Source organism: Gilvimarinus gilvus, from assembly GCF_030518155.1.
Lineage (GTDB): Bacteria > Pseudomonadota > Gammaproteobacteria > Pseudomonadales > Cellvibrionaceae > Gilvimarinus > Gilvimarinus gilvus.
Genome location: NZ_JAULRU010000257.1, coordinates 1 through 24,059, shown reverse-complemented (window position 1 = coordinate 24,059; position 24,059 = coordinate 1). Strand labels below are relative to the sequence as shown.

Annotated in this window: 20 protein-coding genes and 1 pseudogene; 17 read left to right on the top strand and 4 right to left on the bottom strand. The window is 50.9% G+C overall.

Annotation, left to right across the window (positions count from 1 at the left end; all coding sequences use genetic code 11):
• Window positions 1-7 precede the first annotated feature (7 nt).
• On the bottom strand, window positions 8-2,044 hold the full coding sequence (locus tag QWI17_RS03750; protein ID WP_302721170.1) for an Ig-like domain-containing protein: 2,037 nt from the start codon (window positions 2,042-2,044) through the stop codon (window positions 8-10).
• A 180-nt stretch (window positions 2,045-2,224) separates the two neighbouring features.
• On the opposite strand from QWI17_RS03750, the gene QWI17_RS03745 reads away from it, so the two are divergent.
• Complete coding sequence (locus tag QWI17_RS03745) at window positions 2,225-3,589, top strand: MATE family efflux transporter (RefSeq protein WP_302721169.1); 1,365 nt, start codon at window positions 2,225-2,227, stop codon at window positions 3,587-3,589.
• Here QWI17_RS03745 and QWI17_RS03740 read toward each other — a convergent pair.
• A complete protein-coding gene (locus QWI17_RS03740) occupies window positions 3,579-5,849 on the bottom strand; it encodes a hypothetical protein (protein WP_302721168.1) in 2,271 nt (756 codons plus the stop codon). The genes QWI17_RS03745 and QWI17_RS03740 overlap by 11 nt on opposite strands.
• A 78-nt stretch (window positions 5,850-5,927) precedes the next feature.
• Here QWI17_RS03740 and QWI17_RS03735 point away from each other — a divergent pair, with 78 nt between their 5' ends.
• On the top strand, window positions 5,928-7,322 hold the full coding sequence (locus QWI17_RS03735) for a YdgA family protein (RefSeq protein ID WP_302721167.1): 1,395 nt from the start codon (window positions 5,928-5,930) through the stop codon (window positions 7,320-7,322).
• A gap of 12 nt (window positions 7,323-7,334) precedes the next feature.
• Here the strand turns inward: QWI17_RS03735 and QWI17_RS03730 are convergent, their stop codons facing one another.
• Window positions 7,335-8,480 (bottom strand): L-lactate dehydrogenase, encoded by a 1,146-nt coding sequence (locus QWI17_RS03730; protein ID WP_302721166.1) that lies wholly within the window; start codon window positions 8,478-8,480, stop codon window positions 7,335-7,337.
• Window positions 8,481-8,618: 138 nt separating this feature from the next.
• Between QWI17_RS03730 and fucP the strand changes: the two genes are divergently transcribed.
• The 11 genes from fucP to QWI17_RS03675 all read left to right on the top strand — a co-directional run bounded on the left by fucP (window position 8,619) and on the right by QWI17_RS03675 (window position 19,650).
• Window positions 8,619-9,896 (top strand): L-fucose:H+ symporter permease, encoded by a 1,278-nt coding sequence (fucP, locus tag QWI17_RS03725; protein WP_302721165.1) that lies wholly within the window; start codon window positions 8,619-8,621, stop codon window positions 9,894-9,896.
• Window positions 9,889-10,761: an amidohydrolase family protein gene (locus tag QWI17_RS03720; RefSeq protein WP_302721163.1), complete on the top strand. Its 873-nt coding sequence runs from the start codon at window positions 9,889-9,891 to the stop codon at window positions 10,759-10,761. The genes fucP and QWI17_RS03720 overlap by 8 nt, the downstream gene beginning before the upstream one ends.
• Before the next feature lie 20 nt (window positions 10,762-10,781).
• The gene (locus QWI17_RS03715; protein ID WP_302721162.1) at window positions 10,782-11,573 is read left to right on the top strand and encodes an IclR family transcriptional regulator; all 792 of its coding nucleotides are present in this window, start codon (window positions 10,782-10,784) and stop codon (window positions 11,571-11,573) included.
• A gap of 152 nt (window positions 11,574-11,725) precedes the next feature.
• The gene (locus tag QWI17_RS03710; RefSeq protein WP_302721161.1) at window positions 11,726-12,772 is read left to right on the top strand and encodes an aldo/keto reductase; all 1,047 of its coding nucleotides are present in this window, start codon (window positions 11,726-11,728) and stop codon (window positions 12,770-12,772) included.
• A 9-nt stretch (window positions 12,773-12,781) separates the two neighbouring features.
• Window positions 12,782-13,099, top strand: coding sequence for a UxaA family hydrolase (locus QWI17_RS03705; RefSeq protein WP_302721160.1), 318 nt, complete (start codon window positions 12,782-12,784; stop codon window positions 13,097-13,099).
• Window positions 13,100-13,115: 16 nt separating this feature from the next.
• Window positions 13,116-14,330 carry a UxaA family hydrolase gene (locus QWI17_RS03700; protein WP_302721159.1) on the top strand — a complete coding sequence of 405 codons (1,215 nt, stop codon included), beginning with the start codon at window positions 13,116-13,118 and terminating at the stop codon, window positions 14,328-14,330.
• A gap of 30 nt (window positions 14,331-14,360) precedes the next feature.
• Window positions 14,361-15,086 (top strand): SDR family oxidoreductase, encoded by a 726-nt coding sequence (locus tag QWI17_RS03695; protein WP_302721158.1) that lies wholly within the window; start codon window positions 14,361-14,363, stop codon window positions 15,084-15,086.
• Window positions 15,087-15,347: 261 nt separating this feature from the next.
• Window positions 15,348-16,196 carry a fumarylacetoacetate hydrolase family protein gene (locus QWI17_RS03690; protein ID WP_302721157.1) on the top strand — a complete coding sequence of 283 codons (849 nt, stop codon included), beginning with the start codon at window positions 15,348-15,350 and terminating at the stop codon, window positions 16,194-16,196.
• 27 nt (window positions 16,197-16,223) lie between these two features.
• The gene (locus QWI17_RS03685; protein WP_302721156.1) at window positions 16,224-17,501 is read left to right on the top strand and encodes a GDSL-type esterase/lipase family protein; all 1,278 of its coding nucleotides are present in this window, start codon (window positions 16,224-16,226) and stop codon (window positions 17,499-17,501) included.
• A 93-nt stretch (window positions 17,502-17,594) separates the two neighbouring features.
• Window positions 17,595-18,197: a glutathione S-transferase family protein gene (locus tag QWI17_RS03680; protein ID WP_302721155.1), complete on the top strand. Its 603-nt coding sequence runs from the start codon at window positions 17,595-17,597 to the stop codon at window positions 18,195-18,197.
• Window positions 18,198-18,288: 91 nt separating this feature from the next.
• Window positions 18,289-19,650: a serine hydrolase gene (locus QWI17_RS03675; RefSeq protein WP_302721154.1), complete on the top strand. Its 1,362-nt coding sequence runs from the start codon at window positions 18,289-18,291 to the stop codon at window positions 19,648-19,650.
• A gap of 86 nt (window positions 19,651-19,736) precedes the next feature.
• On the opposite strand, the gene QWI17_RS03670 is transcribed toward QWI17_RS03675, so the two are convergent.
• Window positions 19,737-19,967, bottom strand: coding sequence for a site-specific integrase (locus tag QWI17_RS03670; protein ID WP_302721153.1), 231 nt, complete (start codon window positions 19,965-19,967; stop codon window positions 19,737-19,739).
• 39 nt (window positions 19,968-20,006) lie between these two features.
• Here QWI17_RS03670 and QWI17_RS23605 point away from each other — a divergent pair.
• The 4 genes and pseudogenes from QWI17_RS23605 to QWI17_RS03655 all read left to right on the top strand — a co-directional run.
• Window positions 20,007-20,270 (top strand): annotated as a pseudogene (locus QWI17_RS23605) (transposase); the annotation flags it as partial.
• A 370-nt stretch (window positions 20,271-20,640) separates the two neighbouring features.
• On the top strand, window positions 20,641-21,093 hold the full coding sequence (locus QWI17_RS03665) for a carboxymuconolactone decarboxylase family protein (protein WP_302721152.1): 453 nt from the start codon (window positions 20,641-20,643) through the stop codon (window positions 21,091-21,093).
• 644 nt (window positions 21,094-21,737) lie between these two features.
• Complete coding sequence (gene ltrA, locus QWI17_RS03660) at window positions 21,738-23,057, top strand: group II intron reverse transcriptase/maturase (protein WP_302721151.1); 1,320 nt, start codon at window positions 21,738-21,740, stop codon at window positions 23,055-23,057.
• A 121-nt stretch (window positions 23,058-23,178) separates the two neighbouring features.
• Entirely contained in the window at window positions 23,179-23,520 is a 342-nt protein-coding gene (locus QWI17_RS03655; RefSeq protein WP_302721150.1) for a hypothetical protein, read from the top strand.
• The last annotated feature ends 539 nt before the right edge of the window (window positions 23,521-24,059 follow it).

Sequence of the window (24,059 nt, the reverse complement as noted above, 5' to 3'; positions counted from 1 at the left end):
TAGTGGTTTATTTCTCCAGCCATTGAAGCTGCGCATTCACAGGCGTTCGCCAGACAAACGCATCGCTTGAACGCCAAAAATACGATGATTGCGGTGAGGTCATAATCAGGCCGTTATCATCGAGGCCGACGGCAGCATCAGTTAAGTCGCCAACATCCGCGCTACCGGCGAGCGCCCAAGAGTTGGCATCATCGCTCCAGTATACCTCTGCATTGGTTACGCCGGTATTACCGCCCAACAGATACAGGCTGTCATAGTGTAAAACCACTTTTGCATGTGATTGTGGCGGGAAACCTGCGCTGGCACTAAGCAGTTGCCAGTCGCTGCCGTTGGCGGAGTGCCACACATCTTGCAAAAGCGCATCGCTGCCATCCAGTGCTATGCCGCCTAGTAAGTAGAGCTGATCGTGAAAGGTAAACACCGTGAAGTTATTGCGGGCACTGAAGGCCGGCGCATCGGTCAGTAAACTCCATTGATTACCGTCGCTACTGTGCCAAATACCGGCGCTGCTCACCAGCCATAGCGAGTCGTTGTAAACAACTAGATGACTGCTGGTATCGGTAGCGATTTGCGGGTCGGCAACCTGCTGCCAGCCAGTATCGGTAAGCTTCCAAATGGTATGCAAATAACCCTCGTTCCAGCCGCCGCCAATATACACTTCGTTGTTAAACACTACAGCGCTCAAATCGCGGGCGGCTTGTGCGAGAGTAAAAGGTAATGCTTGCCACTGCGCCCCGTTGGAACTAAACCAGACCTCATCGTTGACGGTTCCATTGGTGGCGCCACCGAGTGACCAGTACATACCCTCTACAAATAAAAGAGAGTTTCCGGTTGTTGGTAGAAATGGCTGCTCTGTTGGCGCTACCAAAAGTGGCTCAGACTCATAGCGGTCGTTGCTAAATTGAAGATAAGCCGTGCGGTCAATGCGAGGATAGGTGTCCAAGTAAGGTACTTCGTCCGCGTTGGCGAATATTTGCAATGAATAGTCATAGCAGCCAGATATCACTCCTGGCTCGCAGGTCGCAAACCGAGAGCGTTGTACATTGATGCTACCACTCTGGCTGGCCCACTGTATTTGAGTGTCTGTTAGGCCTGCGTCGATCTCTAACTCGCCAACAATGTCATACGCATTGATGGTGTAGCTGGTACTGGTAGCTTGGTAGTAATCGTCGTCGAGTTTGGTGGCGGTAATGTCGGTACTGCCGGAACTGACCAGTGTAACGAGGCCGGTATCTGATGCGACAGTGGCAATGCTTGGATCTTGGGATGAGAACACGACTTCACCATTGCCGCTGCCACCACTGAGCGAATTTTCCTCTGGCGCGAACCCTATGGCTCCCTCAATGTCGGTTAAGGCAAAGTTGAGAGGTTCTTGGGGGTACTTGGAAATGCTGATGGTGTAGCTCGCACTGGTTTCGTCGTAACGCTCGTCGGCCGGTCTGTAGGCGGTAATGCTTGCCGTACCGTCGTCAACAAAAGTAAGAGCGCCGGTTGCAGCGTTGACCGAGACAACACTAGGGTCGCTGGAGCTGTAGACGGTTTCTACAGTGCCTGAACCGCCGCTAAGCGTATTGACCACCGGTTCCTCGTCGATGTATTGCTCAATCGAGTTGTGAGCAAACACCAGAGGCTCTTGCGCCGCGACTGCAATCGTTAATACGTAGGTGGCTTGGGCGGAAAAGTTATTTGCATCGGCCGCTTTAACCGCTGAAATCGTTGTGCTACCTGATTTGCGAATATCCAGCCGGCCGGTACGCTCATTGACGGCCGCAACATCGACGTCGCTTGAACTGTAGGTGACGAGCCCTTGGCCCGCGCCACCCAGAAGTTGGTTCTCCAGTGGGGTTTCGCCAAAGTCCATAACGACTATAGATTGCGAAAAATACAATGTGGGTTGTTCTTGCTTGATTGTATCTGGGTCAGAGGGGCCGTCGGATGTGGTGCCGGAGCTGCCTCCACCACATGCAGACATCACCAAAATCGAGAACAGCGCAGTAACTTGGGCCAGCCAACGCAGGGGCGAGCGTGTAATCAGGTTCATCATTATGACGTCCGGTTCGTAATGGCGGAAATGGGAGCTTTGGCCAATATAGCGTATTTACTCTGCAAAGGCACATTCACTGGCAGATTAAGCGCTCAGGTATTGGTACTTGTTTACAAAAACCTACTGGCTCGATGAGGTGTCTGTGTACTATATTGCGCGCTTTTTAGCCAAAAGGGCTTCATGATCAAGATACCTGCCAATTCTTCAGCACCGCCTATTTGGCGCAAGATGCTAATACTCGCTCTGCCCGTAGCCCTGCAAATGGTATTGCAGGCGTTCTTGGGTATGGCCGATGTGATTATGGTGGGTGGTTTGGGCGCTGAGGCTGTCGCCGCTGTGGGCCTGGCTGCAAAGCTGCATTTTTTAATGTTGGTTACGATGATGGGCGTGGCGACGGCCTGTTCTATCATGGTGGCGCAATATACGGGGGCAAATAACACCCGTGCGAGCCAAAAAACGTTGGCAATTGCCTTGTTGCTCGGCGCTGTGTTTATGGTGCCATTCACCTTGATATTCTGCCTTGGGGCATTTTGGTTGGGTTGGATTAACCCAGATCAATCGGTTGTTCAGCTAACGGCACAGTTTTTACTTATAACGGCTCCGGTGCTGCTACTCACTCAGCTCATCACAGTTTATGAGGCGGCGCTGCGGGCGTTAGGCAACACCACGGCCCCTCTTATATTTGCAGCTATTGCCGTTGTCCTAAACATTGGTTTTAACTATGTGCTGATATTCGGCAAATTTGGGTTGCCGGAGCTGGGTGTCGCCGGCGCGGCCTGGGGTACATTGCTTGCGCGAATCATTCAGCTTGGTTTGACATTGGCTTGGCTGTATCTCACCCGCCATCGCTTTGCGATTGGATGGCAGGAACTCAAACAGGCACTGGAGCCTGTTGAGTTACAGCGTTTTGTTCGGTTCTCTATACCCCTGTTGGTTAACCATGCGATTTGGGCGCTTGGCAATGCGGCATACCATGTCGCCTCGGGGTTTGCGGGTACCACGGCGCTGGCTGTCATGGGCGTCATGGTGCCCATAGAAACAACTTTTTTTGCGCTGTTTGTCGGTTTTGCCAATGCCGCGGCTGTAATGGTTGGCCAGGCATTAGGGCGCAATGATATTGCAGGCGCAGACTATCTTTGTCGGTTTTTCAGTCGAATAACAATCACCACGGTGATTACGCTTTCTTTTATATTGTGGTTGATTAGCCCCTGGATTTTACAGTTCTTTGATCACGTCGATAGCGCCACCACAACGCTACTGCGCCAAACCATCGCGGTTTTTTGTTTGGGTGTCTGGATGAAGGTCATTAACATGCTACGCATACTGGGTGTCTTGCGAGCGGGGGGCGACACCCACTACTGCCTGCTAGTGGATGTGATTGTTATGTGGGTTTTTGGGGTGCCTATTTACTTGGGGGCAGTCTTTTTTACTGACTTCTCTTTTGTGGTTTTGTACGCCCTTACTTATGTAGAGGACGCACTGAAGTGGTGGCCCATTCGTCAACGTACAAGCAAAGGGGTATGGTTAAAAAATCTTACCGGTTGAGCCGCGCATCCGGTCGCGTAAGTAGGACCCCGCCACGGTCTTCTATTTTGTTCCAGCCTTGCTTGCGTAGTGCTTCAAGTAACTCTTGGCGCTGAGTATCATCTTCCTTGGCGGGCTTCTTAAAGAGCATGTGATCGATCTGATACCGCTGCATATAACTCACAAAATTTTGCGTTGTTGCTGTGATTTCTGGCCGCATAACCCAGATTGAGAAAAACGCTTCCGTGCGGACCGGAAGTAGCACAGCGGTTTGTTTTAAGTATCTCGATACCAGGCGCTCCGTGTTAGGGCGAGTTTCTAAGTATTGGTTGATCTTGGTGAGCCCGGCTTTATCCAGCCGTTGGGTTCGCCAGTTTCCTGGCTGCCAAGGTTTTTGCGTGAAATTGGTGTCGAGTGTCCGGGTGCCTGGTGGCGTCCAGGCGGCGTTCATAAAACTTAGAGATACGTGCAGTGCAAACGCGCTCAGGAAAATTATTTGTAGGGCCACTGTGCTCGCCGAGCACTGAGCCTTCATTCGAAGCGTTAAAGCAGCCATGGCCAGACAGGTTACCGCCACAATCGGAATGACGAAATAATTGCCATCGCCACCTCGCGAAAAATACTGCCATGCCACCGCGATAACGAGTCCGGCAATAGCCAGAGGCTGTAAGAAACGATTTATTGCCTGCGTTGGCTGCGTTCGCTTGTGGCCAATCAGCATCGCCAATGCGGTCAGAAGCAAACAAACAAACCAGATATTGCCAAACCAAGTGATGCGAATGGAGGGCATATTGCTGGGCGCCAGCAACCATTGGTAGAGCAATGTGGGTACGTCAGACCATTGTTGCGATCGGGTCCAGTTCCAGGTACCCGCGGGGGATTGAATCTCCATGCCCAGTGCCTGCCAGATCGCTATCAGCGGGTCGGGCCCGATGGTCGGAACGCCCGTCAACAGCCAAGTTCGCAACAGCAGGCCGAGTGAAACCAAAAGCGCACTGGTGACCATAAGCCATTGCGAAATGTTGGGCGGGGTAATTGCCGGGTAGCTTTTGCGAGTAAACAGTATTTCGTAAACCAGAGCACAGATAAACACAATACCGACATACGGGATGGCAATCAGTTTAGTCGAACAGGCCAAAGCGCCGGCGCCAATCGCAATAAATAGATCACCCACGCGGCGCTTGGTACTCCATTGTGCAAGACCGGTACACATCATCATGACAAACGCGGCGCACAGTAAATCCGTTTTTAACGCGATCGAAGAGTTAGCGATGGCAGGTAGGCTCAACAAAACAAGCAGTGCATACCAACACCAAATGCGCTTAATGTTTAGTTGCTGACAAAGACCGTAAATAGTGAGACCCAGCCAGCCTAGTATGGCCAGCGCTAATCCTTGCTGTACCCGAACGTCATCGAAATAGGTTAGTGGCAGCAGTAACGTCTCCCACAATTTGGGGAAATAATGAACGGCGGATACAAGACCAAGTTGGTCAAAAATGGAGCCTTGCGGGGCGAGCAAGCGGTCGCCCTGTGCTAAGTACCAAAGAGAATCGTGTGTTACGACATTTGCCGTGCGTGCAGCCAATATTAAAAACCAGCTGGCAAGTAAGCCAATGAGCGCTCGTTCATGTTTGGGTAGCGTCAGGGAAAACCGCGCAAATTGATAGGTAATCGGCGCTTGTTGGTTTACCCAAAAGCACGCTGTGCCGAGCACTGCCAAGGTTAGCAGCAGTGTTATGGGGTAGGCGAAGCCCAACCAGGACAATAGCAAAGACAGTAATAGCCATAGACTAATGCCGGTAATAAAATCGGGTATAAGTGATTGTTCGGCGCACGGCGACGCAGACAGTCTGGTGCGAAGTGTACGGCTAAACCCAAGTATAAATTCCAGGTAGAGCACGCCGGCGAGTAAGCACAATTCGGCATTGTGCCTGCGCAAATACGCCAGAGTGACACAGATGCCGATGCATAAGGCAATACGGTTTGCTAACAATGCACAAACAGCGAGAATTGATGCCAGCGCGATAGCCTCGAGGCCGCCCTCTAGCACCGCAGCCCGGGTAATCAATTTTCCGAAGGGTCCGTTTTCATACAGGTCGAACCCTGCCATTGCTATGGCAAGAATACCGATAACAACTGTAACAGTTGCGAGGAGTCTATCGCTCTTGAGTAGAGAGTTTGGCATAGGGTGCGTTGCGCTTGCGGTAATGTGGCCAGCAGAATACTGCCAGCGCCGCGCTGCGTCAAAACCATGTCCCTCATTTATGCCGGTATGATCCATTTACGCGTCGCGCTAGCTACAGTTAACTGGCTTTGTGGTAACCTCGCCCCTACGAAAAGCTAAAGAAAGGAATCCAGAATGAAAAAACTCTCAGGCATTATTGTTATCGCACTGATTATCGCCTTGCTGAGCGCTCCAATGCTTTTGGGGCGCCAGGCACAGGGACATATTGAGCAAGTGGTCGAGAGCTTAAATAACTACCCAGGCTACGAAGCCAATATTAAAAGTTATCAGCGCAGCTGGCTCACCTCTACGGTGGAAGTAGAGCTGGGTATTGATGTGGCTCAGTTTAACAGCGAAGAGCTGGCCGGGTTGCCGTCCATGACATTTAAGGTATTACTCGCTATCGACCATGGTCCGGTACTGCTAAACGATGGGGTCGCAGTTGGGCTCTACGCATGGCGGGCAGGGCCGGCCGGCGAAACTCTGACGACCGTACACGATGCCTTGGCGTTAGAAGGCGATGAACCGTTTTACCGTGTTTGGGGTAAAACCTCGCTGTTGGGCGAGACTGAGTTTCAGGACAAAGCGCGCGGTTTTACCTTGCAAACACCTGAGTTAAATGCCGACTTTTCCGGTTACCAGGGGGAGGGCAGAGTAACTCGTGGCGGCGAGCTGAGCTATCAGGGCGCTATGACGGAGGCGTCGTTTAGCGACGGCAGCAGCAGTGCATCCATGCGCGGCCTAAACGCCGAGCTGGCAGCCGATTTGGCACATCTCGATTGGCGCACAATGGTGTACCCAGGCTCGATGGAGCTGACTTTAGAGGGGGCTGAATTTCGCACTCCGTTTGGTGGTAGTGGTGGCTTGGACGCGTTGCGCGTCGCCTCGGACGTTGAGTTAAGTGATGACGGCGGTGCGTTCGATGTTGTCAGCGAAGTGAGTCTGGACAAGGTGATGGGCGATGCCGGGGCGGCCACAGACCTTAAAATCGTTATGTCGCTGGTCAATGTAGATCTAGACGCGTACCGCGCCTATCTCGATGCTTACACTGAAGTTATGCAAGCGGCGTCGGCGGATGCTGCCACGCCCGAGGCCCCTGACTTTTCCAAAATGTTTAATCAAGAGGTGATGCAGCAGTTCGTTGCGCGCGGGCCAGAAATTCGCATCGATGAATTGGCGTTTACCGTGCCTCAGGGCACTATGGAAGCGGATCTGGCCATGACCTTTGATAAAGAATCAGAGGTGCCGGAGCAAGAGATGATCATGTTTTGGCTAATGACCGCAGTGTCGGTTAACGCTAATGCGGAGCTGGATCGCCCACTGGCGGAAATGTTTGCTCAGTTGGGTGCGGCGGCGCAGGGGATGACGCCCGGAGATGGCAGTGATCCCGGTGTGGATATGCTCAATATGATGATTGCTCAGGGCATATTTACCGAGAGCGACGGTAAAATCAAAACCGAGCTGAATATGGCCGACGGCTCTTTCACCGTTAATGGCCAGCCTTTCCCGCTCGGCGCAATGATGCAATAACGGCGTATTGAGCTATTCCTCCAGCAGGATGTCGCGGGTTAAACCCGCAACACCCTGCTGGCCCGTTAGCGCCATGGCCACGCGCATTTCCTTGGCGAATATGTCGATTATGTCGGCGACACCACGCTCTCCGCGAGCGGCTAATCCATACACCCATGGCCGACCGATCATGACTCCGCTGGCCCCCAATGCCAGCGCTCGCACAATATCGACGCCGGTGCGAACACCCGAGTCCAGCAGAATGTCGAGATCCCCAGCTACGGCTGCACTGATGGCGGGTAGGGCTGCAATACTGGAGCTGGCGCCGTCGAGCTGGCGGCCGCCGTGGTTACTGATAACAATACCATCGGCCCCGGTGTCGCGCGCGGCCATGGCATCATCGGCGTCCAGTATGCCTTTAATGACCAGCTTACCTTGCCATTTTTCGCGAATAACGGCCATATCATCCCAGGTAACTCTGGGGTCAAAATTCTCTGCCATCCAGCGCCAGAATTCGTCGATTCCGGCATTCTCGCCGAGTATTGGCGCAATATTGCCGAGATTGTGCGGCCTTCCCCACAGCCCAACGTCCCATGCCCAGCGCGGCTTAAGCATGGCTTGCGAGGCTCGGGCCAGTTTTCTGCGAAGTGCGGTGCCGCCCGATAAACCTGAGCGAATATCGCGATAGCGAGTTGCCGGTACCGGCATATCCACGGTAAAAATCAGTGTGCGGCAGCCGGCAGCCCAGGCGCGCTCGAGCATCGCGTCGAGAAAGCCGCGGTCGCGAATCATGTACAGCTGAAACCAGAAGTCGGAGGGGGCGCTGGCGGCGACCTCTTCTACCGAGCAGGCGGAAACCGTGGAAAGGCAAAAAGGGACACCGGCGCCGTGGGCGGCCTTTACCGCCTGTACCTCGCCGCGGCGGGCATTGAGCCCGGCGATACCAACCGGAGCCAGCACCAGCGGTAGTGCAACGTGTTGGCCCAGAATTTCGGTGGAGGTGTCGACATTATCCACATTTCGCAGAATGCGTTGGCGCAGTCGGTAGTGCTCGAAGTCGCTTTCATTGCGCCTCAGGGTTGATTCACTAAAGGCGCCACCGTCGATGTATTCGAACAGAAACTTAGGTAGGCGACGCTGTGCGAGTGTACGATAATCGCTAACGCTGGCAGGAATCATGGTGTGAGCCTTGAGGTTGTTTTTTCTAGTATTCGGCAGATTACGACATTTTAAATATAAAGACCATTTTACTTATAAATATTTTTTGTGGTATACAAGACACAATAACGAATAATCATAATGCCCAGTGGAGATCTTGTGAGTAATTCTCAGTCATCCAGCCGTCCCGCCCTTATATGGGTTGCACTACTGCTTATCGTCAGCCTGTTCTTTATGTGGGGTGTGGCGAACAACCTTAACGATATTCTAATTACGCAGTTCAAAAAAGCCTTCGTACTGTCGGATTTGCAGTCGGGTTTGGTGCAGTCGGCGTTCTACTTTGGTTATTTTGTGTTTGCGATACCCGCGGCTCTCGCCATGAAGCGCTTTGGTTACAAGGCGGCGGTTATCGTCGGGTTACTGCTCTATGCGGTTGGTGCGGGTTTGTTTTACCCGGCTGCGCTTGCCCACGAGTATGTCTTTTTTCTGGCGGCTCTCTTTATTATTGCCAGCGGTTTGTCTTTTCTGGAAACCTCCGCCAATCCGTTGATTGTGGCGTTGGGCGATCCGGCAACGGCCGAGCGACGACTGAATTTTGCTCAGTCGTTTAACTCATTGGGGACAATATCGGGTGTGCTTATCGGCCGCGAGTTTATTTTATCGGGTGTTGAACATTCCCCCGATGAATTGGCCGCTATGAGTGCCGCCGAGCAAACCGCGTTTTACACCTCGGAGGTGCAGGCGGTGGCCGGCCCCTATTTGGCCATCGCAGCGGTGGTGCTGTGTTGGGCGCTGGCCGTGGCGCTGGTTAAGTTTCCAGTGTTAGCCAGTAAACACACTGACAGCGATGAAACCTTCCGGTTGGCTGATTTTAAAGCGTTGTTTAACCAGCGGTACTATATGTTTGGTGTGTTGGCGCAGTTTTTCTATGTGGGGGCGCAGGTTTGCATTTGGAGCTTTATGATTCGCTACGGTCAGGAGGCAATGCCGGGCGCGGGTGAAAAGTCGCTGGCAACTTATCTGACGCTGTCATTGGTGGCGTTTATGGTGGGGCGCTTCTTCTCTACCTGGCTGATGGGCTATGTAAATCCGGCCCGTTTAATGGGGTGGTACGCGCTTATCAATATTCTGCTATGCGGTTACGCTGTGGTCGCGGCCAATCACTCTGGGCTTATTGCGCTGGCCTCTACCAGCTTCTTTATGTCGCTGATGTTCCCGACTATTTTTGCCCTTAGCATTAAAGGCTTGGGCGGTTTAGCGAAGACCGGGTCTTCGCTGCTGATTATGGCTATTATCGGGGGCGCTATCATTACCGCGATCATGGGGTTGGTGTCCGATTTGACCAGTATGCACACGGCGGTTGTTGTGCCTTTATTGTGCTTTGGCGTTGTTGGGTTGTTTGCTAAAAGAAGCTTGAGCGAAGGCGGGCATGAATAAATCTTCACCCTGGTCTTGCATCGACGCACATCAGCACTGTTGGCAACTGGCAACGGCCGAGTGGCCCACATCGGAGCTAGAGCCCATTTACCGAGACTTTAGCCCTCTTGATTTCGCCGCAGCTGCGGGACCTGATGTGGCATCGGTACTGGTACAGTCGCAACCGACTGAACAGGACACTGAGTATTTACTCAACTTGGCGCGAGCCCACCGGTCTGTATTGGGGGTGGTGGGTTGGGTGAATTTGGCCGAATCCAATGCCGTGCAGCGCCTTGAGCACTTTGCTCGCGACCGGCTGTTGCGCGGTGTTCGGCCTATGCTGCAGGGGCTACAAAATGACCGCTGGATACTGCAAGATGCAATTGCGCCGGCGCTTGATGCGTTGGTAAGACTTGATTTGTGTTTCGACGCTCTCGTGTTTACCCGCCACTTACCGCATATTCTCGCTTTGGCGGACCAATATCCCAACCTGCGTATCGTCATTGATCACAGTGCCAAGCCAGATATCGCGGGGGGCGAATGGACGCAGTGGTATGGGCACTTGGTACCATTGGCGGCGCGCTCGAATGTCTACTGTAAACTGTCGGGCTTGATTACCGAGGCGGCGCCAGGGGCATCTCTTGCTGTGGTTACACATTATGCCGAGGCTGTGCTTAACCTATTTGGCAGTGAACGTGTGTTGTGGGGTAGTGATTGGCCCGTGTTAAATTTGGCGTCAGAGTATCGACAATGGCACGACTTCTGCCAAAAGTTGGTAAAATCCTTCGATTCGTCAGCGGAAAAGGCGATTTTCTGTGACAATGCCATAAAAGTTTATGGTCTGGAGCCGGGTCTTCCCGAGCCACTACTTAATAAAAACGATTAATTTTGACTGAGCAGCGACGCATGAGCGACAAGACACCCGCAAAAGCCGTAGAAGACGACGGGCGCAAATACAAAGCACCCGCCCTGGAAAAAGGCTTGGATATACTCGAATTATTGGCGTCCTCTGTAGAGCCAATGACCACCTCACAAATGGCGAGCAAACTGGGACGCTCAGTCAGTGAATTATTTCGTATGGTACTGGCACTGGAGTATCGGGGTTACATTGTTCAGTCGGACGATGGCCGCGACGGCTATATTTTATCGAATAAATTGTTCACCCTCGGCATTGCCCGGGCGCCGACCAAAACCTTGCTCGAAGAAGCGCTGCCGGTGATGGCCGCCTTGAGTCGGGAGGTGGGTCAGTCCTGCCATCTGGCGGTTGCCTCCGGTGATCAAATCGTAGTGGTCGGACGCATAGAGAGCCCGGGCGACCTCGGTTTTGCGGTAAGAATTGGTTATCGCCGCCCTATGGTTAAAGCGGCTTCAGGACGTATTTTGTACGGCTTTCAGGCCTCCGATGTGCAAGAGGTGATGCGCAGGGCGCTGCAAAGTGCTGACGAGCAGGATCTGGCGGCATTGATCACTGAGGCCGCTAAGGCAAAGGAGCAAGGTTATGTGCGCACGCCCAGTGATTTTATTGATGGTGTCACCGATCTGTCGGCGCCGGTAATGGGTTTTCGTGGTGCGGTAGCGGCGTTGACGGTTCCGCATGTGGTTTACCACCCCGCCCCTTGCAGCGCCGATGATGCATTAGCGAAACTTCGGGCAGCGGCGCTTAAAATTTCATCTCAGTTGACCCAGCAAAGCCACTAATTTTGCGTATTAAGCCGGTGCTAAAGGCCCGGCTTATACATATCTAAGCGGTGATCAATTACATTGGCCTGACCAAATCGTCTAACGGCTTGACATTTTTCGCCTACTAATTTTTACTTGTAATATAATTTTCAATTATAAAAAGAGGTGCCGTGGTAAATAGAAACCTAATACTGGGTCAGCAAGTCGGTAACACTGGCGTAGTTGTGCCGCCTTATGCTTTAGGTGCGGCACCGCTGGGCAATTTGTACCAAGCTGTCGCGGACGATGTAGCTGAAGCTACGCTCAGGGCCGCGTTGGGCGCGGGTTTGAATTATATCGACACCGCCCCTCATTACGGCTTCGGTCTAAGTGAATCCCGGGTGGGACATTTCTTACAGGGGCTCGGCGCGGAGACCGTCGGTGCCCCGTTGGTGTCGACCAAAGTGGGCCGGGTACTTGAACCCATAGCGCCAAGTGAGCGCGCTGATGTGCGATTTGGGTTTGCCGACACGCCCGACCTTAAACCGGTGTTTGATTACAGCTACAGCGGTGTAATGCGCTCTTTTGAGGAGTCTTGCCGGCGGCTGGGGCGCGAAAACATCGACATAGTATTTGCGCACGATTTGGGAGAGCTGACCCATGGTGATCAGCACAAGGTGCACTGGCAGAACTTTTGTAGCGGCGGAATGCATGCTATCCAAGCGTTGAAGGCCGAGGGTCGAATCAAAGCGTTTGGTTTGGGGGTGAATGAAGTCGAGGTGTGCCAGCGCGCTTTGGTCGAGTTGGATGTGGATCTATTTTTGCTGGCGGGGCGCTACACCTTATTGGAGCAAACCCCTTTGCAAACGCTGTTTCCGGCTTGCCAGCGGCGCGGTGTTGCGGTGGTTGCAGCCGGGCCATTTAACTCCGGTATCTTGGCGGGAACCTTAGATTATGGTCAAATCTACTATAACTATGCGCCGGCACCGGATGACGTTGTCCGTCATGCCCGGGCTATCAAGGCGGTATGTGATGAGTATGCCGTTCCATTGCCGGCGGCCGCGTTACAGTTTCCGTTAGCGCACCCGCAGGTGGTGTCGGTGCTGGCGGGTTTCGCCAGTGCCGAGCAAGTGAATAGCGCCAAGCGCTGGGTGAATACCGACATACCGCAAGAGTTTTGGCGACAGCTGCGCAATACGGGCTTAATAGACCCGAGCGCACCCACGCCGACGGAGTAATTGGATCGAATGACTGACAATAACGCGGCTAATGCACCGAGTGTGGTGCTGTTGCATCCCGACGACAATGTGCTGATCAGTGTCTGTCACCTGGCCGAAGGGGCTGAGTTCGACTTTCACGGCCAGCATTATCGTATGGCCCAGGCGGTGCCCATTGGCAATAAAATTGCCCGTGTGGACATGCCCAAGGGCACTAAAATTTTTCGCTATGGCGCGCCCATAGGCTCTTTGTTTGCAACGGTTCAGGCCGGGGCGTGGGTGCATATGCACAACCTCAAGAGCGACTATTTGGCGAGCCATACCCGCACTGGACGCGCGGGCCAATGATGAAGGTAGAAATACAATGAGTGCGAGTACAAGGACCTTGCGAGGTTACCCCCGTGCCGATGGCCGCAAAGGCATTCGCAACGTGGTGGTTGTGGCCTATTTAGTGGAGTGTGCACACCATGTGAGCCGCCGTATTGTCAGCAAGGTGGATGATTTGGATGTACACCTGATTGGTTTTCCTGGGTGTTACCCAAACGAGTACGCCAGCGAAATGATGCGCGCGGTGTGCACGCACCCCAATGTGGGCGGCGTGTTACTGGTGTCACTGGGCTGTGAAAGTATGGATCGCGATGGCTTGCTCAATCATGTTCGCGACTCGGGCCGCGCCGCGCAGTTGTTGGTTATTCAAGAGTCAGGTGGTACCGCCAGTACTATCGCTGCCGGTGTTTCAGCCGTAGAGCAACTGCAAGAAGAGTTATCCCGCACCGCTACTGTCCCCATGGCGCTCAATGAGTTAATAGTGGGTACCATTTGTGGCGGCAGCGATGGCACCAGTGGTATTTCGGCCAACCCGGCGGTGGGGCGCTGTTTCGATGCCCTGGTTGCGCAAGGCGCTACCTGTATGTTTGAAGAGACCGGCGAGTTGATCGGTTGTGAAAATATTATGGCGGAGCGCGCGGCCACTCCTGAGTTGGGTAAATTGATTCAAGAGTGTGTTGCCAAGGCCGAGCGCTACTATCGCACCATGGGATTTGGCAGTTTTGCACCGGGCAACGCCGACGGCGGCCTGACCACCCTGGAAGAAAAATCCATGGGAGCCTATTCCAAATCGGGTGCCAGTCAAATTCACGGGCTTATTAAGCCTGGCGACGTGCCACCGCGCGGCGGCTTGTACTTGCTGGACGTGGTGCCCGATGGCGAGCCGCGATTTGGTTTCCCCAATATCGCTGACAACGCCGAAATTGTCGAAATGATTGCCTGTGGCTGTCACCTCACACTGTTTACCACCGGTCGCGGTTCGGTGGTGGGTTCGGCGATATCACCGGTGATAAAAGTGTGTGCGAATCCCGCCACCTATGAGCGCCTTGCCGATGATATGGACGTAAATGCCGGCAAAATTTTGACCGGCGAAGCGAGCCTTGACGAAGTCGGTGAAGAAATATATCAGCAGGTACTTGCGATCGCAGCGGGCGAACGCAGCTTGTCGGAAGCGCTTGGTCATCAGGAATTTATTTTAACTTATAAATCGTTTGAGCCCATTGGTCCGGCATGTTTGCCAGTGCGCCAATAGCGTTCAGCCCTAATATTCACTGAGGAAACTATGGCCCGCTTGCAACATAAAACGGCGTTGATCACGGCCGCCGGGCAGGGGATCGGACTGGCTACAGCTAATTTGTTTTTGGCTGAAGGTGCGCGCGTGATTGCCACGGATATTAATCCCGACTCGCTGCAGCAATTGAATTGTGAAACGCACGTGTTGGATGTGACCAATACACAAGCGGTGCATGACCTGGCTGCTGCAGTCGGTCCTATCGACGTACTGTTTAATTGTGTCGGGTACGTACATTCGGGCACTATACTCGATTGTGATGAAGACAGCTGGCAGCGTTCTATTGATATGAATATCAATTCAATGCACCGAACCATTCGCGCCTTTTTACCGCAAATGCTGGAAACCGGGGGGGGCTCCATTATTAACATGTCCTCTGTAGCCAGTTCCATTAAAGGCGCACCAAATCGCTGTGCATACGGCATGACGAAAGCGGCTGTTATCGGCTTAACCAAAGCCGTAGCGGCAGACTTTGTTACACAGGGTGTACGTTGCAACGCCATATGCCCCGGCACGGTTGATACTCCTTCTTTGCAAGAGCGACTCGCTGCAACCGGTGACTATGAAGCGGCACACAAAGCCTTTGTGGCTCGTCAGCCAATGGGGCGTTTGGGTACGGCCCAAGAAATGGCGAAGCTGGCACTCTATCTGGCCAGTGACGATAGCGCCTTTACCACAGGCACCGTTAATATCATCGACGGTGGTTGGAGTAATTAGGTTTTCTGGGTGACGGGTGACGGGTGACGGGAAGACGGGAAGACGGGAAGACGGAAAGACGGGAAGACGGGAAGACGAACTATACTTTTACCGTAAACCGTAAACCGTAAACCGTAAACCGTAAACCGTAAACCGTAAACCGTAAACCGTAAACCGTAAACCGTAAACCGTAAACCGTAAACCGTAAACCGCTAGAAAATTAATATTTTTTGTTTTAAACGAAAAGCGCAGAAACTAAATACAAATCGTACGGATCTAATTATGAAATTACTACGTGTGGGTGAGCCGGGGGCCGAACGTCCGGCTATTGTCGATAGCGACGGCAAGTATCGCGATCTTTCCTCTGTTGTGGCGGATATTGATGGCGCGGCTCTTAGTTCAGAAATTTTGGCAAACATTGCAGGCACAGATATTTCTGCTCTGCCAGAAATTGCGTCGGACTCGCGTATCGGCGCCTGTGTAAACGGTGTCGGTAAGTTTATTTGTATTGGCTTAAACTATGTCGATCACTGCGAAGAAACGGGTGCGGCTGTCCCGGAAGAACCCGTGGTATTTATGAAAGCCACCAGTGCCATTACCGGTCCCAACGACGGCGTGATTAAGCCTAAGGGTTCCGAAAAACTCGATTGGGAAGTGGAGATGGGCATTGTCATTGGTCGTGATGCGCGCTACGTCAGCGAAGAGGATGCGATGGATTATGTCGCTGGATTTTGTGTGGTGCACGATGTGTCGGAGCGCAACTTCCAGTTGGAGCGCGGTGGCCAATGGGACAAAGGTAAAGGCTGCGACACTTTTGGTCCCATCGGCCCATTTTTGGTGACCCGTGACGAGGTTAAAAACCCACTGGATCTCAATATATGGCTGAACGTAAATGGTAAAGAATTTCAAAACTCCAGCACCAAGAACATGGTGTTCGGGCCCGCCAAACTGGTTTCCTACTTAAGTCAGTTTATGAGTTTACAGGCGGGGGATATTATATCTACCGGTACGCCGCCGGGTGTTGGTCTGGGTCAAAAGCCACCGGTGTACTTAAACGAAGGTGATGAAGTGCATTTGGGTATTGAAGGGCTTGGCGAACAACGCCAAAAAGTATTGCCGTGCCCGTACTAATCGATTGAAATGAACTGAGAAAAAATAATGAAAATTATTGCCCAGAGCGCCATTGCGATTACCTCATTGTTGGCCAGTTTGGTCAGTGCACACAGTGCGAGCGATTCAGCCCAGAATCAGCTGCAGCTGTGGCCAGCTGTTCACGAGCAAACGGTTAACGCTCATAACCACGATGATGTTCAACCGTGGCACGGGGATGTGTTGAATTTAGGTGATGAGCGAAAAACCATACTGTCTAAAAACCAAAATGGGGATTTGGTTTTCGAGTTTGAAAACGCTTGGTGGAGTGCGTTTAGCATCAACTTAAAGCAGCCGGCAAACTTGGAAAAATTTCGGCGCGGTGGGTTACTGCTCAATCTATCGGTTGAGTCTTTTCAGGAAGCTGGAATGGACATTACCTGGCAGTGTGGGCCAGGTTGCGAGCGTAAAGCGAGTGCAACACAACAAATGGGTGCGTTTTTAGGAGCAGGCACACAGAGTTTGCTTGTACCATCCAGCTGCTTTATTCGCGATACCGACAATGCCGGATATGTAAAAACACCTCTGCGCATCGGTGCGGGTGGTACAGGTAAGGTGGCGTTTTCAGGTATTAAGTGGGTTGACTCGCTGAATGAGGTAAAGGCGACAGTGCTTGAGTGCCCAAACTACAAGACGGTTGCCCTGGAGCCCGCACCGCTCACCGAGCACTGGGCATTGAGTTGGTGGATGCCGCGCCACGAAGTCAAAGTAAAGCTTGCGCAAACAACTGATCCCGAATTGGTATTTATCGGTGATTCGATAACCGAGGGCTGGGAGAATGCAGGGGCCGGTGTGTTTGAAAAATATTTTGGCCAGTACGAAACCCTAACCCTGGGTTTTGGTGGTGACCGAACGGAAAATGTTTTGTGGCGCCTTAACCACGGTGAAGTCGACAATATTGACCCCAAACTTGTGGTATTGATGATTGGCACCAACAACACCGGCCACCGTCAGGATTCGCCTGCACTGGTTGCCGAGGGGATTAAAGCAATTCTCGACAAGCTGCAACAGAAGCTGCCCAATACTAAGGTATTGTTGCACGCCATCTTCCCCCGCAGTGCGACTGCTGACAATCATTTGCGTGAAATTAACAGTTTAATCAATGCGCGCATTCGCAACTTCGCTGACGGCGAACGCGTCTTCTTTAAAGATATTAATAGCGAGTTTCTCACCGAAGACGGTGTGTTAACTGAAAAGGTAATGCCAGATCTTCTACACCCGGAAGAATATGGCTATTCCCTGTGGGCCGAAGCGATTAAAGACGATATTAAACGCTTAGTAAAATGAGCAAAAAAGGCCAGATGAGCATACGTCTGGCCTTTTTGCTTTTGTCCGGTTCAGAACGGTATGATGAGTCACATCGTCAATGGAAGATGAGCCATGCATACTCTCTATCAATTTCAAAGCTCAGGTAACTGCTACAAGTTACGCCTTGCCATGCATCAGTTGGGTATCCCCTTTCATAAAGTCGAGGTGGATATTCTACAAAAACAATCCCGCACGCCAGAATTTTTAGCGATGAATCCCAATGGTCGCATACCCGTTTTGAAAGTGGGCGAGCGTTACTTGCCGGAGTCCAATGCGGCGCTTTGGTACCTGGCGCAGGGTTCAGCATTAATGCCCACCGATTCGTTTGCGCAGGCCCAGCTTTTGCAATGGATGTTCTTCGAGCAATACTCTCACGAGCCCAATATCGCCACGATAAGGTACTGGGTGCATATTGCGAATACCGCGGATCAGTTCGAGCAGGAGATTGAAGCCAAGCGCAAGGCAGGTTATGCGGCTCTTAGGGTGATGGATACACACTTGGCAGGTAATCCATATTTGGTGGCCGGTCAGTACAGCATTGCCGATATAGCCCTTTATGCTTATACCCACGTTGCCGCCGAGGGCGGATTTGATTTGAGTTCTTTTACGCATATAGCACGGTGGCTAAGCGATATTGAAGCGCAGCCTGGCTATATTAATATGGCAAATTCTTAAAATAAATTTACACCTTGGTAAGAATTGTCTTGCCCCTGCGACTAAGTATGTAAACCGCACAACATATATTGCGTTGATAGGGAGAGGCAAGATGCATATTTATCATAGGATTGGCGCCGTACTACTAAGTTTGGCGGCGTGTCAGGCGTCTGCTACACCGGCTGAGGATATTGAGCAGTACCTGACGCATAGTATAAGTGAGCAGGGGCTCGGTGTGGGTGCCGCCGTTGTGGTCATTGAGGCGGGCAACACATCTGTTATAACCTTAGGCTTGGCGAACGCTAAAACACAAGAGAAGCTTACGCGCCAGCATGCCCTAGAAATTGGCTCCATCAGCAAAACCTTTACCAGCTTACTGCTAGCCGACTCGGTACAAGGTAAAGTAGTAAAGCTCAATGACCAGGTTGCCGGGTATATGCCTGAGCAGGTTGCTAACGAAGCAAACGGATTAACGAAGGTTACCTTTGCCGATCTTGCCACTCATCGCTCCGGCTTGCCACGTATCCCGACTGATTTTTCACCATTGAATTTTCTCGACCCCTATGCCGATTATGATCGCGAGCATTTGTGGAAATTTTTATCCGGCTTTGACAAGACTCGTGAACCTGGGACTTTGGTTGAATACTCAAATTTAGGCACTGGATTACTGGGTGAGCTCGTGGCGCAGGCGAATCGGAGTGAATACGACAAGTTACTCGAGCAAAAGATATTAACCCCACTCAAAATGCAGCACAGCTTTATCAACGAGCCCGCTGACAACAATCAGAAGGTTGCCTCCCCGCACTTTACTGCCAACAGCCCCGCCCCACGCTGGCACTTTTTAGCCATGGCCGGTGCCGGCGCTATTAACGCCAGTATCAATGACATGCACAGGTATTTAGCATTAAACCTTGCCCCCAGTGGTGAGCTGGCCGATGCCATTTCCCTAACCCATAAGCCGATCGCCGACGTTGCTCCCGGCCTGAAAATTGGCTTGGCGTGGTTTATTCAATCCACTCCTAATGCGACCTACCATTGGCACAATGGCGGTACTGGTGGTTCGCGATCGTTTATGGCTTTTGACAAAGAGAATCAACGCGGTATTGTGATTCTCCTAAATGCAGCGCAAGACTTCGATGCGCTAGGCCACGCTTTTATGGCCAGAACCTTGGGGCAATACTTAGCGGATCAAACTGCCCAGCATGCTGTTGCGCCCGATCAGTTAAGGAAACTTACCGGGGAGTATCAGTTGGCACCGGGTTTTGTACTTAGCGTCACACTGGAAGACGATCAGCTGTTTGCTCAAGCAACGGGGCAAGGCAAGTTGCCTGTTTTCGCTCGCTCGGATACTGAATTTTTCTTTAAGGCGGTTGAGGCAAGCTTGCACTTTGAGCTGGATGATACGGGCGTGGCACAAGCGTTAACATTACAACAAAATGGGCAGGTAATGCCTGCCAGTAAGTTGTCGTTGTAAACGCAACGTAAATCCGCGCATAAGTTTGAACAATGCGACATAGGCATGAACAAAATCAGAATAAGTTTTCACAAGCACGTGAATGTTTAGAATAGGCTATCGACAGGGCTACGAGTGCCAGCACTAACTTTGCGATTAACCACGAGGTAGCGCTGAAACCTTTCTATTTCTGCGTTCTCTAACGCCTCGGGGTGTAGTTTATCGTTAAACAAGACGAAATGACGAATCCAGTAAAGATAGGTACGCTCTGTGCGCATGCTATACCCTCGCAAGCGAATCTCTTGGCGTACCATTTCAAGAAAAGGACTCCGTGACATATTAAACCTCCTTAGTGAGCTGGACGTTTATGGAACTATTCTACTCGAGGTTGCGCTCAGAGAGCTTGGGCTCGTTGGTACGGATGGGCGGCCCGTGCCAGGCTAACTCCGATTAAAACAGTGGTGGCTAGCATTAAGAAGAATCTCTGGGGAATCATCAACGCAATCGTTCATAGAAAAAGCAATGCTGGAGCAGAAAGTATCAATAGAAGAATAAAACTGTTGAAGGTACGTGGCGAGGATTCAGAAATAAAGAACGGTTTAAGGCGGCCACTCTGTTTCATTTGGGAGAGCTGTGTTTAATTCCCGCCCACCTGAACTAGGGAAGACCCATGGATAAATAGGTAAATTTCCCCCGCAAATTTTGTCAAAACACTTTTTCACGTAGCTTTAAGCAAAGTTTGACGCCAATTCGAGTGAGGGTTGTAAAAACCGCAATACAATCATTAGGTTGCATAGGGGTTGTTCAGAACAAAGAAAACGAATAAAGTCAGAATTATAAAGAAAGAGTCTTTCTTTTCTCGGACAAGGAACTGTCAAAAATTGCTCCTTGTCTAGTAATATCAATTGCTTAGCAACACTTTTTCGTCTAACTTCTCGGGGTGTTATATTGCCGCGAGGGATTTTACTTAGTCTTTTGAATTAACTGTTAGGCTATTAATGAGATTTGAGTATGAAAGAAAGGATAAACCTCGGAAAAACCTCGCCTGAAATGTACAAAAAAGTAGTAGAGCTAGATCAATTGGTTTCTGCAGACCTTGAGGGCGCGGGCTTCACTGAGGGGTTTTGCCATCTACTTAAACTGAGGGTATCACAAATAAACGGTTGTGCTTTCTGCATGAAAATGCATTCGAGTGACGCAGTAAAATCCGAGGAAAGCCTTGATCGACTAGCTGTTCTTTCATTGTGGAAAGAGACACAATATTTTACAGAAACTGAGCGAGCAGCATTAACTTTAATAGAGGCTATTACAAATATTTCGGATGGCCAGATATCTGATGACGTTTATAAAGTGGCCAGTTCGGAATTAACAGATGTTCAGATTTCGTCAGTCCAGTGGGCTGGAGTTCTAATGAATAGTTGGAACCGTATTGCCATTGCAAGCAGGTATCCAGTAGGGGTTTAGTCGTTAAGCCTAACAAACAAATCTTGCGGAGCGCCTTACGCTTCGCTTCAGTCGCCCGCAAATTTGGGCGTTAGTGCGACAAGAAGCTTGTCGAAACTTGCAGGGTGAAAGTCCCTGTCGGGCAAGAGTTAGCCGCTCACCGGTATCGAGTCTTGCGCGCTGCGCGGAAGCTGTGGATCGCATACACTTTCCGGTGCGAGGGGCGACCCTCCCACAAACAGCAGAAACAACCAGCGTGAAGCGTAGACAGAGAATTATATAGGCCATAGGGGCTGCCGTGGCCCTGAAGTGTTGGTATCGCTCCGAAAGTAGCGAATCCTAGGTGACGAGGTTTGTAACGCCATCGAAGTCCATGCTGAGCAATCATTATTTTTTTTTCAGGCGAGATTGTAAAGACCTAGCGGAGTTATCAAACCGTGGCATGTATAAAGAGTTTCGGCAGGAACTTGTGAGATCCAGAGTCGTTCCCAATGGAGTGGGTAGGGCAGCTAAGTAAAAGGCGAGGCAACCGAAGACGCTCTGGAAGTCGGATCAGCTCATAGTAGTCTGAGAGTGGGAAAGCCACTTACACGGCAAAGGGGCTGACATTAATATCGCGGCGTTTAACAGATACATAGTCCGGACAAAGTAGGGCTGGAATTACTATGACAACCGAATTAAACGCCATAGCATTTAAAGCACAAACACACCCGAAACATCGCTTTCAAAATCTCTATGGACAATTGACTGCGAAATCACTGTTTAATGGGTGGCTTAATCTCAATAAATCTTCAGCGGCAGGCATAGATGGCGTAACAGCGCCAGACTATGAAGCGAGGCTGGTCGAGAATATTCATTCGCTCGCGGGTGCTCTCGAAGCTAAACGCTATCGGGTCAGTGATGTGAAGCGTGTGTATATTCCCAAAGCAAACGGAAAGCAGCGCCCTTTAGGGTTGCCAACGTTAACCGATAAAATCGTTCAGCAAAGTGTATCTGATTTAGTGCAGAGTATCTGGGAGCCGGAATTCTTAACGTGTAGCTACGGCTATCGCGCTAAGAAAAGTGCTCACCAGGCGGTTCATAGTTTACAGATGAACTTACAGTACGGCAGTTATGGCTATATTGTAGAGGCTGATATTAAAGGCTTCTTTGACAACATGGATCATGATTGGCTGCTGAAAATGCTTGCGCTTAAAATCGAAGATCATGCGTTGCTGAGCTTAATCAACCAGTGGTTAAAAGCACGTGTTGTGGAGCCGACAGGCCGAAAGCAGAAGCCGAGCGCGGGAACGCCGCAAGGCGGTGTGATCAGTCCTGTTTTGGCAAATATCTATTTGCACTACGCACTTGATCTCTGGTTTGAGAAGGTTATCAAGCCACGACTGCAAGGACACGCCATGCTGATACGGTATGCCGATGACTTTGTGGTCGCTTTTCAGTATAAAGATGAAGCCGAAATGTTTTACCAAGAGCTACCTTCCAGACTGAATAAATTCAGTTTAGAGGTGGCGCGGGATAAAACATCGCTAAAGCGCTTCAGTCGTTTCAAGCCGAATCAGGCCATGCACTTTGATTTCTTGGGATTTAGACTATTCTGGGAGATTGACTATAAAGGCGAGGCGAGGGTGCGGCGAGAAACCAGCCCTAAGAAACACAGGGCGGCACTGCGTACTTTCTATGGTTGGATCAAAGAGCACCGCCATAAGCGGCTATGCCAGTTGATTCCTCAGCTAAATAGAAAGGTGCAGGGCTTTCGAAACTACTTTGCACTCAGTGGTAACAGTCGCAGTGTGGGTAGGGTCTTTGACTATATACTTGAGAGTCTTTACAAATGGCTCAACAGGCGTAGTCAGAGGAAGAGCTTCACATGGAATGGAATGAAAAGTATGCTTAACCACTTTGGTTTCCAGTCAATGCGAGTGCGCAAGCCGCGCGTCATTGTGGATTGGTATGATGAGAGAGCTTGTGATTTACGCGGGCAATGATATTAATGAGGAGCCGGATGCGGTAATTCCGCACGTCCGGATCTGTGTGGGGGCGTCTCAGTAATGGGGCGTTCTACCACGACTGTTTTTAAGTCCTATTTTTAAGTAATGGAGTGTAAAATTGAAAAATTTAATAATGATAATCCTAATTTTTACTGTTTCTACGTTTGCCACTAATAAAACAATGGCATTAACCAGCGCTTCAGCAAGTATCGAGGCGATTGGATTTTCCTCCGAGAATCAACCATATGAAGACTTTATAACCTTAAACTTGTCCCAGCTTGGCGGGTGTACTTTAGATTCTGGAAAAATACTTTTAAGATTTAAGAGATCCACTGACTATAGTAAAGGCTATTCAATAGCTCTGGCTGCATATATGGCTAATAAGCCAATAAGAGTTTGGGTAGATGAAAGCGATGTGGATTCGCAAGGCAGGTGTTATATCCAACTATTAAGAATTTAGCAAATAAAAACATAACAAAGCCATCTTGCCGGAATTTTTGGCTGTTGCTTGAAAGACAGCAACAACCAAAAATCTGCAAATGTTGGCGTTATATGAGGGGGCGACATGCGTAAACGAAAGTGCCCGAAGTGTGCCCAACACAGTGTCAGTCTATTCGGGCTTATTGCGCCAATAGCAATCCGCGGTGCTAAATGTGGATCATGTGGGGCAAGAGTAAGGGCACATTGGATTTTCGGTACAGTGGTTTTCACACTGGGATTCGTTGTATTCTTTTTCGCCGCTATATTGTCTCTTAATACGTTCGGTGTGGCGGGTATTATCATAGTCGGTATTGCGTGGTTTATTTTCGATGTGGTGTACGCAGTAATATCTCCATTGGAGGTGGTCGAATAGTGGCATATAACAAGCGACTGTGGTAAAAATCAAGCCTGAACCAACGTATTCTTTTGACAAATTAAGCTTGCTGCCATTCTTTTCCGTCACGGATCATGGCGTTTAATATTGTCATCATTTTCCTCATGCAAGCAGTTAATGCGACC

What these genes read in the sequence shown, in the direction of transcription:
- QWI17_RS03750 (WP_302721170.1), bottom strand. Translation starts at nt 2,044, where the DNA reads ATGATGAACCTGATTACACGCTCGCCCCTGCGTTGGCTGGCCCAAGTT.
- QWI17_RS03745 (WP_302721169.1), top strand. Translation starts at nt 2,225, where the DNA reads ATGATCAAGATACCTGCCAATTCTTCAGCACCGCCTATTTGGCGCAAG.
- QWI17_RS03740 (WP_302721168.1), bottom strand. Translation starts at nt 5,849, where the DNA reads ATGGATCATACCGGCATAAATGAGGGACATGGTTTTGACGCAGCGCGG.
- QWI17_RS03735 (WP_302721167.1), top strand. Translation starts at nt 5,928, where the DNA reads ATGAAAAAACTCTCAGGCATTATTGTTATCGCACTGATTATCGCCTTG.
- QWI17_RS03730 (WP_302721166.1), bottom strand. Translation starts at nt 8,480, where the DNA reads ATGATTCCTGCCAGCGTTAGCGATTATCGTACACTCGCACAGCGTCGC.
- QWI17_RS03720 (WP_302721163.1), top strand. Translation starts at nt 9,889, where the DNA reads ATGAATAAATCTTCACCCTGGTCTTGCATCGACGCACATCAGCACTGT.
- QWI17_RS03715 (WP_302721162.1), top strand. Translation starts at nt 10,782, where the DNA reads ATGAGCGACAAGACACCCGCAAAAGCCGTAGAAGACGACGGGCGCAAA.
- QWI17_RS03705 (WP_302721160.1), top strand. Translation starts at nt 12,782, where the DNA reads ATGACTGACAATAACGCGGCTAATGCACCGAGTGTGGTGCTGTTGCAT.
- QWI17_RS03700 (WP_302721159.1), top strand. Translation starts at nt 13,116, where the DNA reads ATGAGTGCGAGTACAAGGACCTTGCGAGGTTACCCCCGTGCCGATGGC.
- QWI17_RS03695 (WP_302721158.1), top strand. Translation starts at nt 14,361, where the DNA reads ATGGCCCGCTTGCAACATAAAACGGCGTTGATCACGGCCGCCGGGCAG.
- QWI17_RS03690 (WP_302721157.1), top strand. Translation starts at nt 15,348, where the DNA reads ATGAAATTACTACGTGTGGGTGAGCCGGGGGCCGAACGTCCGGCTATT.
- QWI17_RS03685 (WP_302721156.1), top strand. Translation starts at nt 16,224, where the DNA reads ATGAAAATTATTGCCCAGAGCGCCATTGCGATTACCTCATTGTTGGCC.
- QWI17_RS03680 (WP_302721155.1), top strand. Translation starts at nt 17,595, where the DNA reads ATGCATACTCTCTATCAATTTCAAAGCTCAGGTAACTGCTACAAGTTA.
- QWI17_RS03675 (WP_302721154.1), top strand. Translation starts at nt 18,289, where the DNA reads ATGCATATTTATCATAGGATTGGCGCCGTACTACTAAGTTTGGCGGCG.
- QWI17_RS03670 (WP_302721153.1), bottom strand. Translation starts at nt 19,967, where the DNA reads ATGTCACGGAGTCCTTTTCTTGAAATGGTACGCCAAGAGATTCGCTTG.
- QWI17_RS03665 (WP_302721152.1), top strand. Translation starts at nt 20,641, where the DNA reads ATGAAAGAAAGGATAAACCTCGGAAAAACCTCGCCTGAAATGTACAAA.
- ltrA (WP_302721151.1), top strand. Translation starts at nt 21,738, where the DNA reads ATGACAACCGAATTAAACGCCATAGCATTTAAAGCACAAACACACCCG.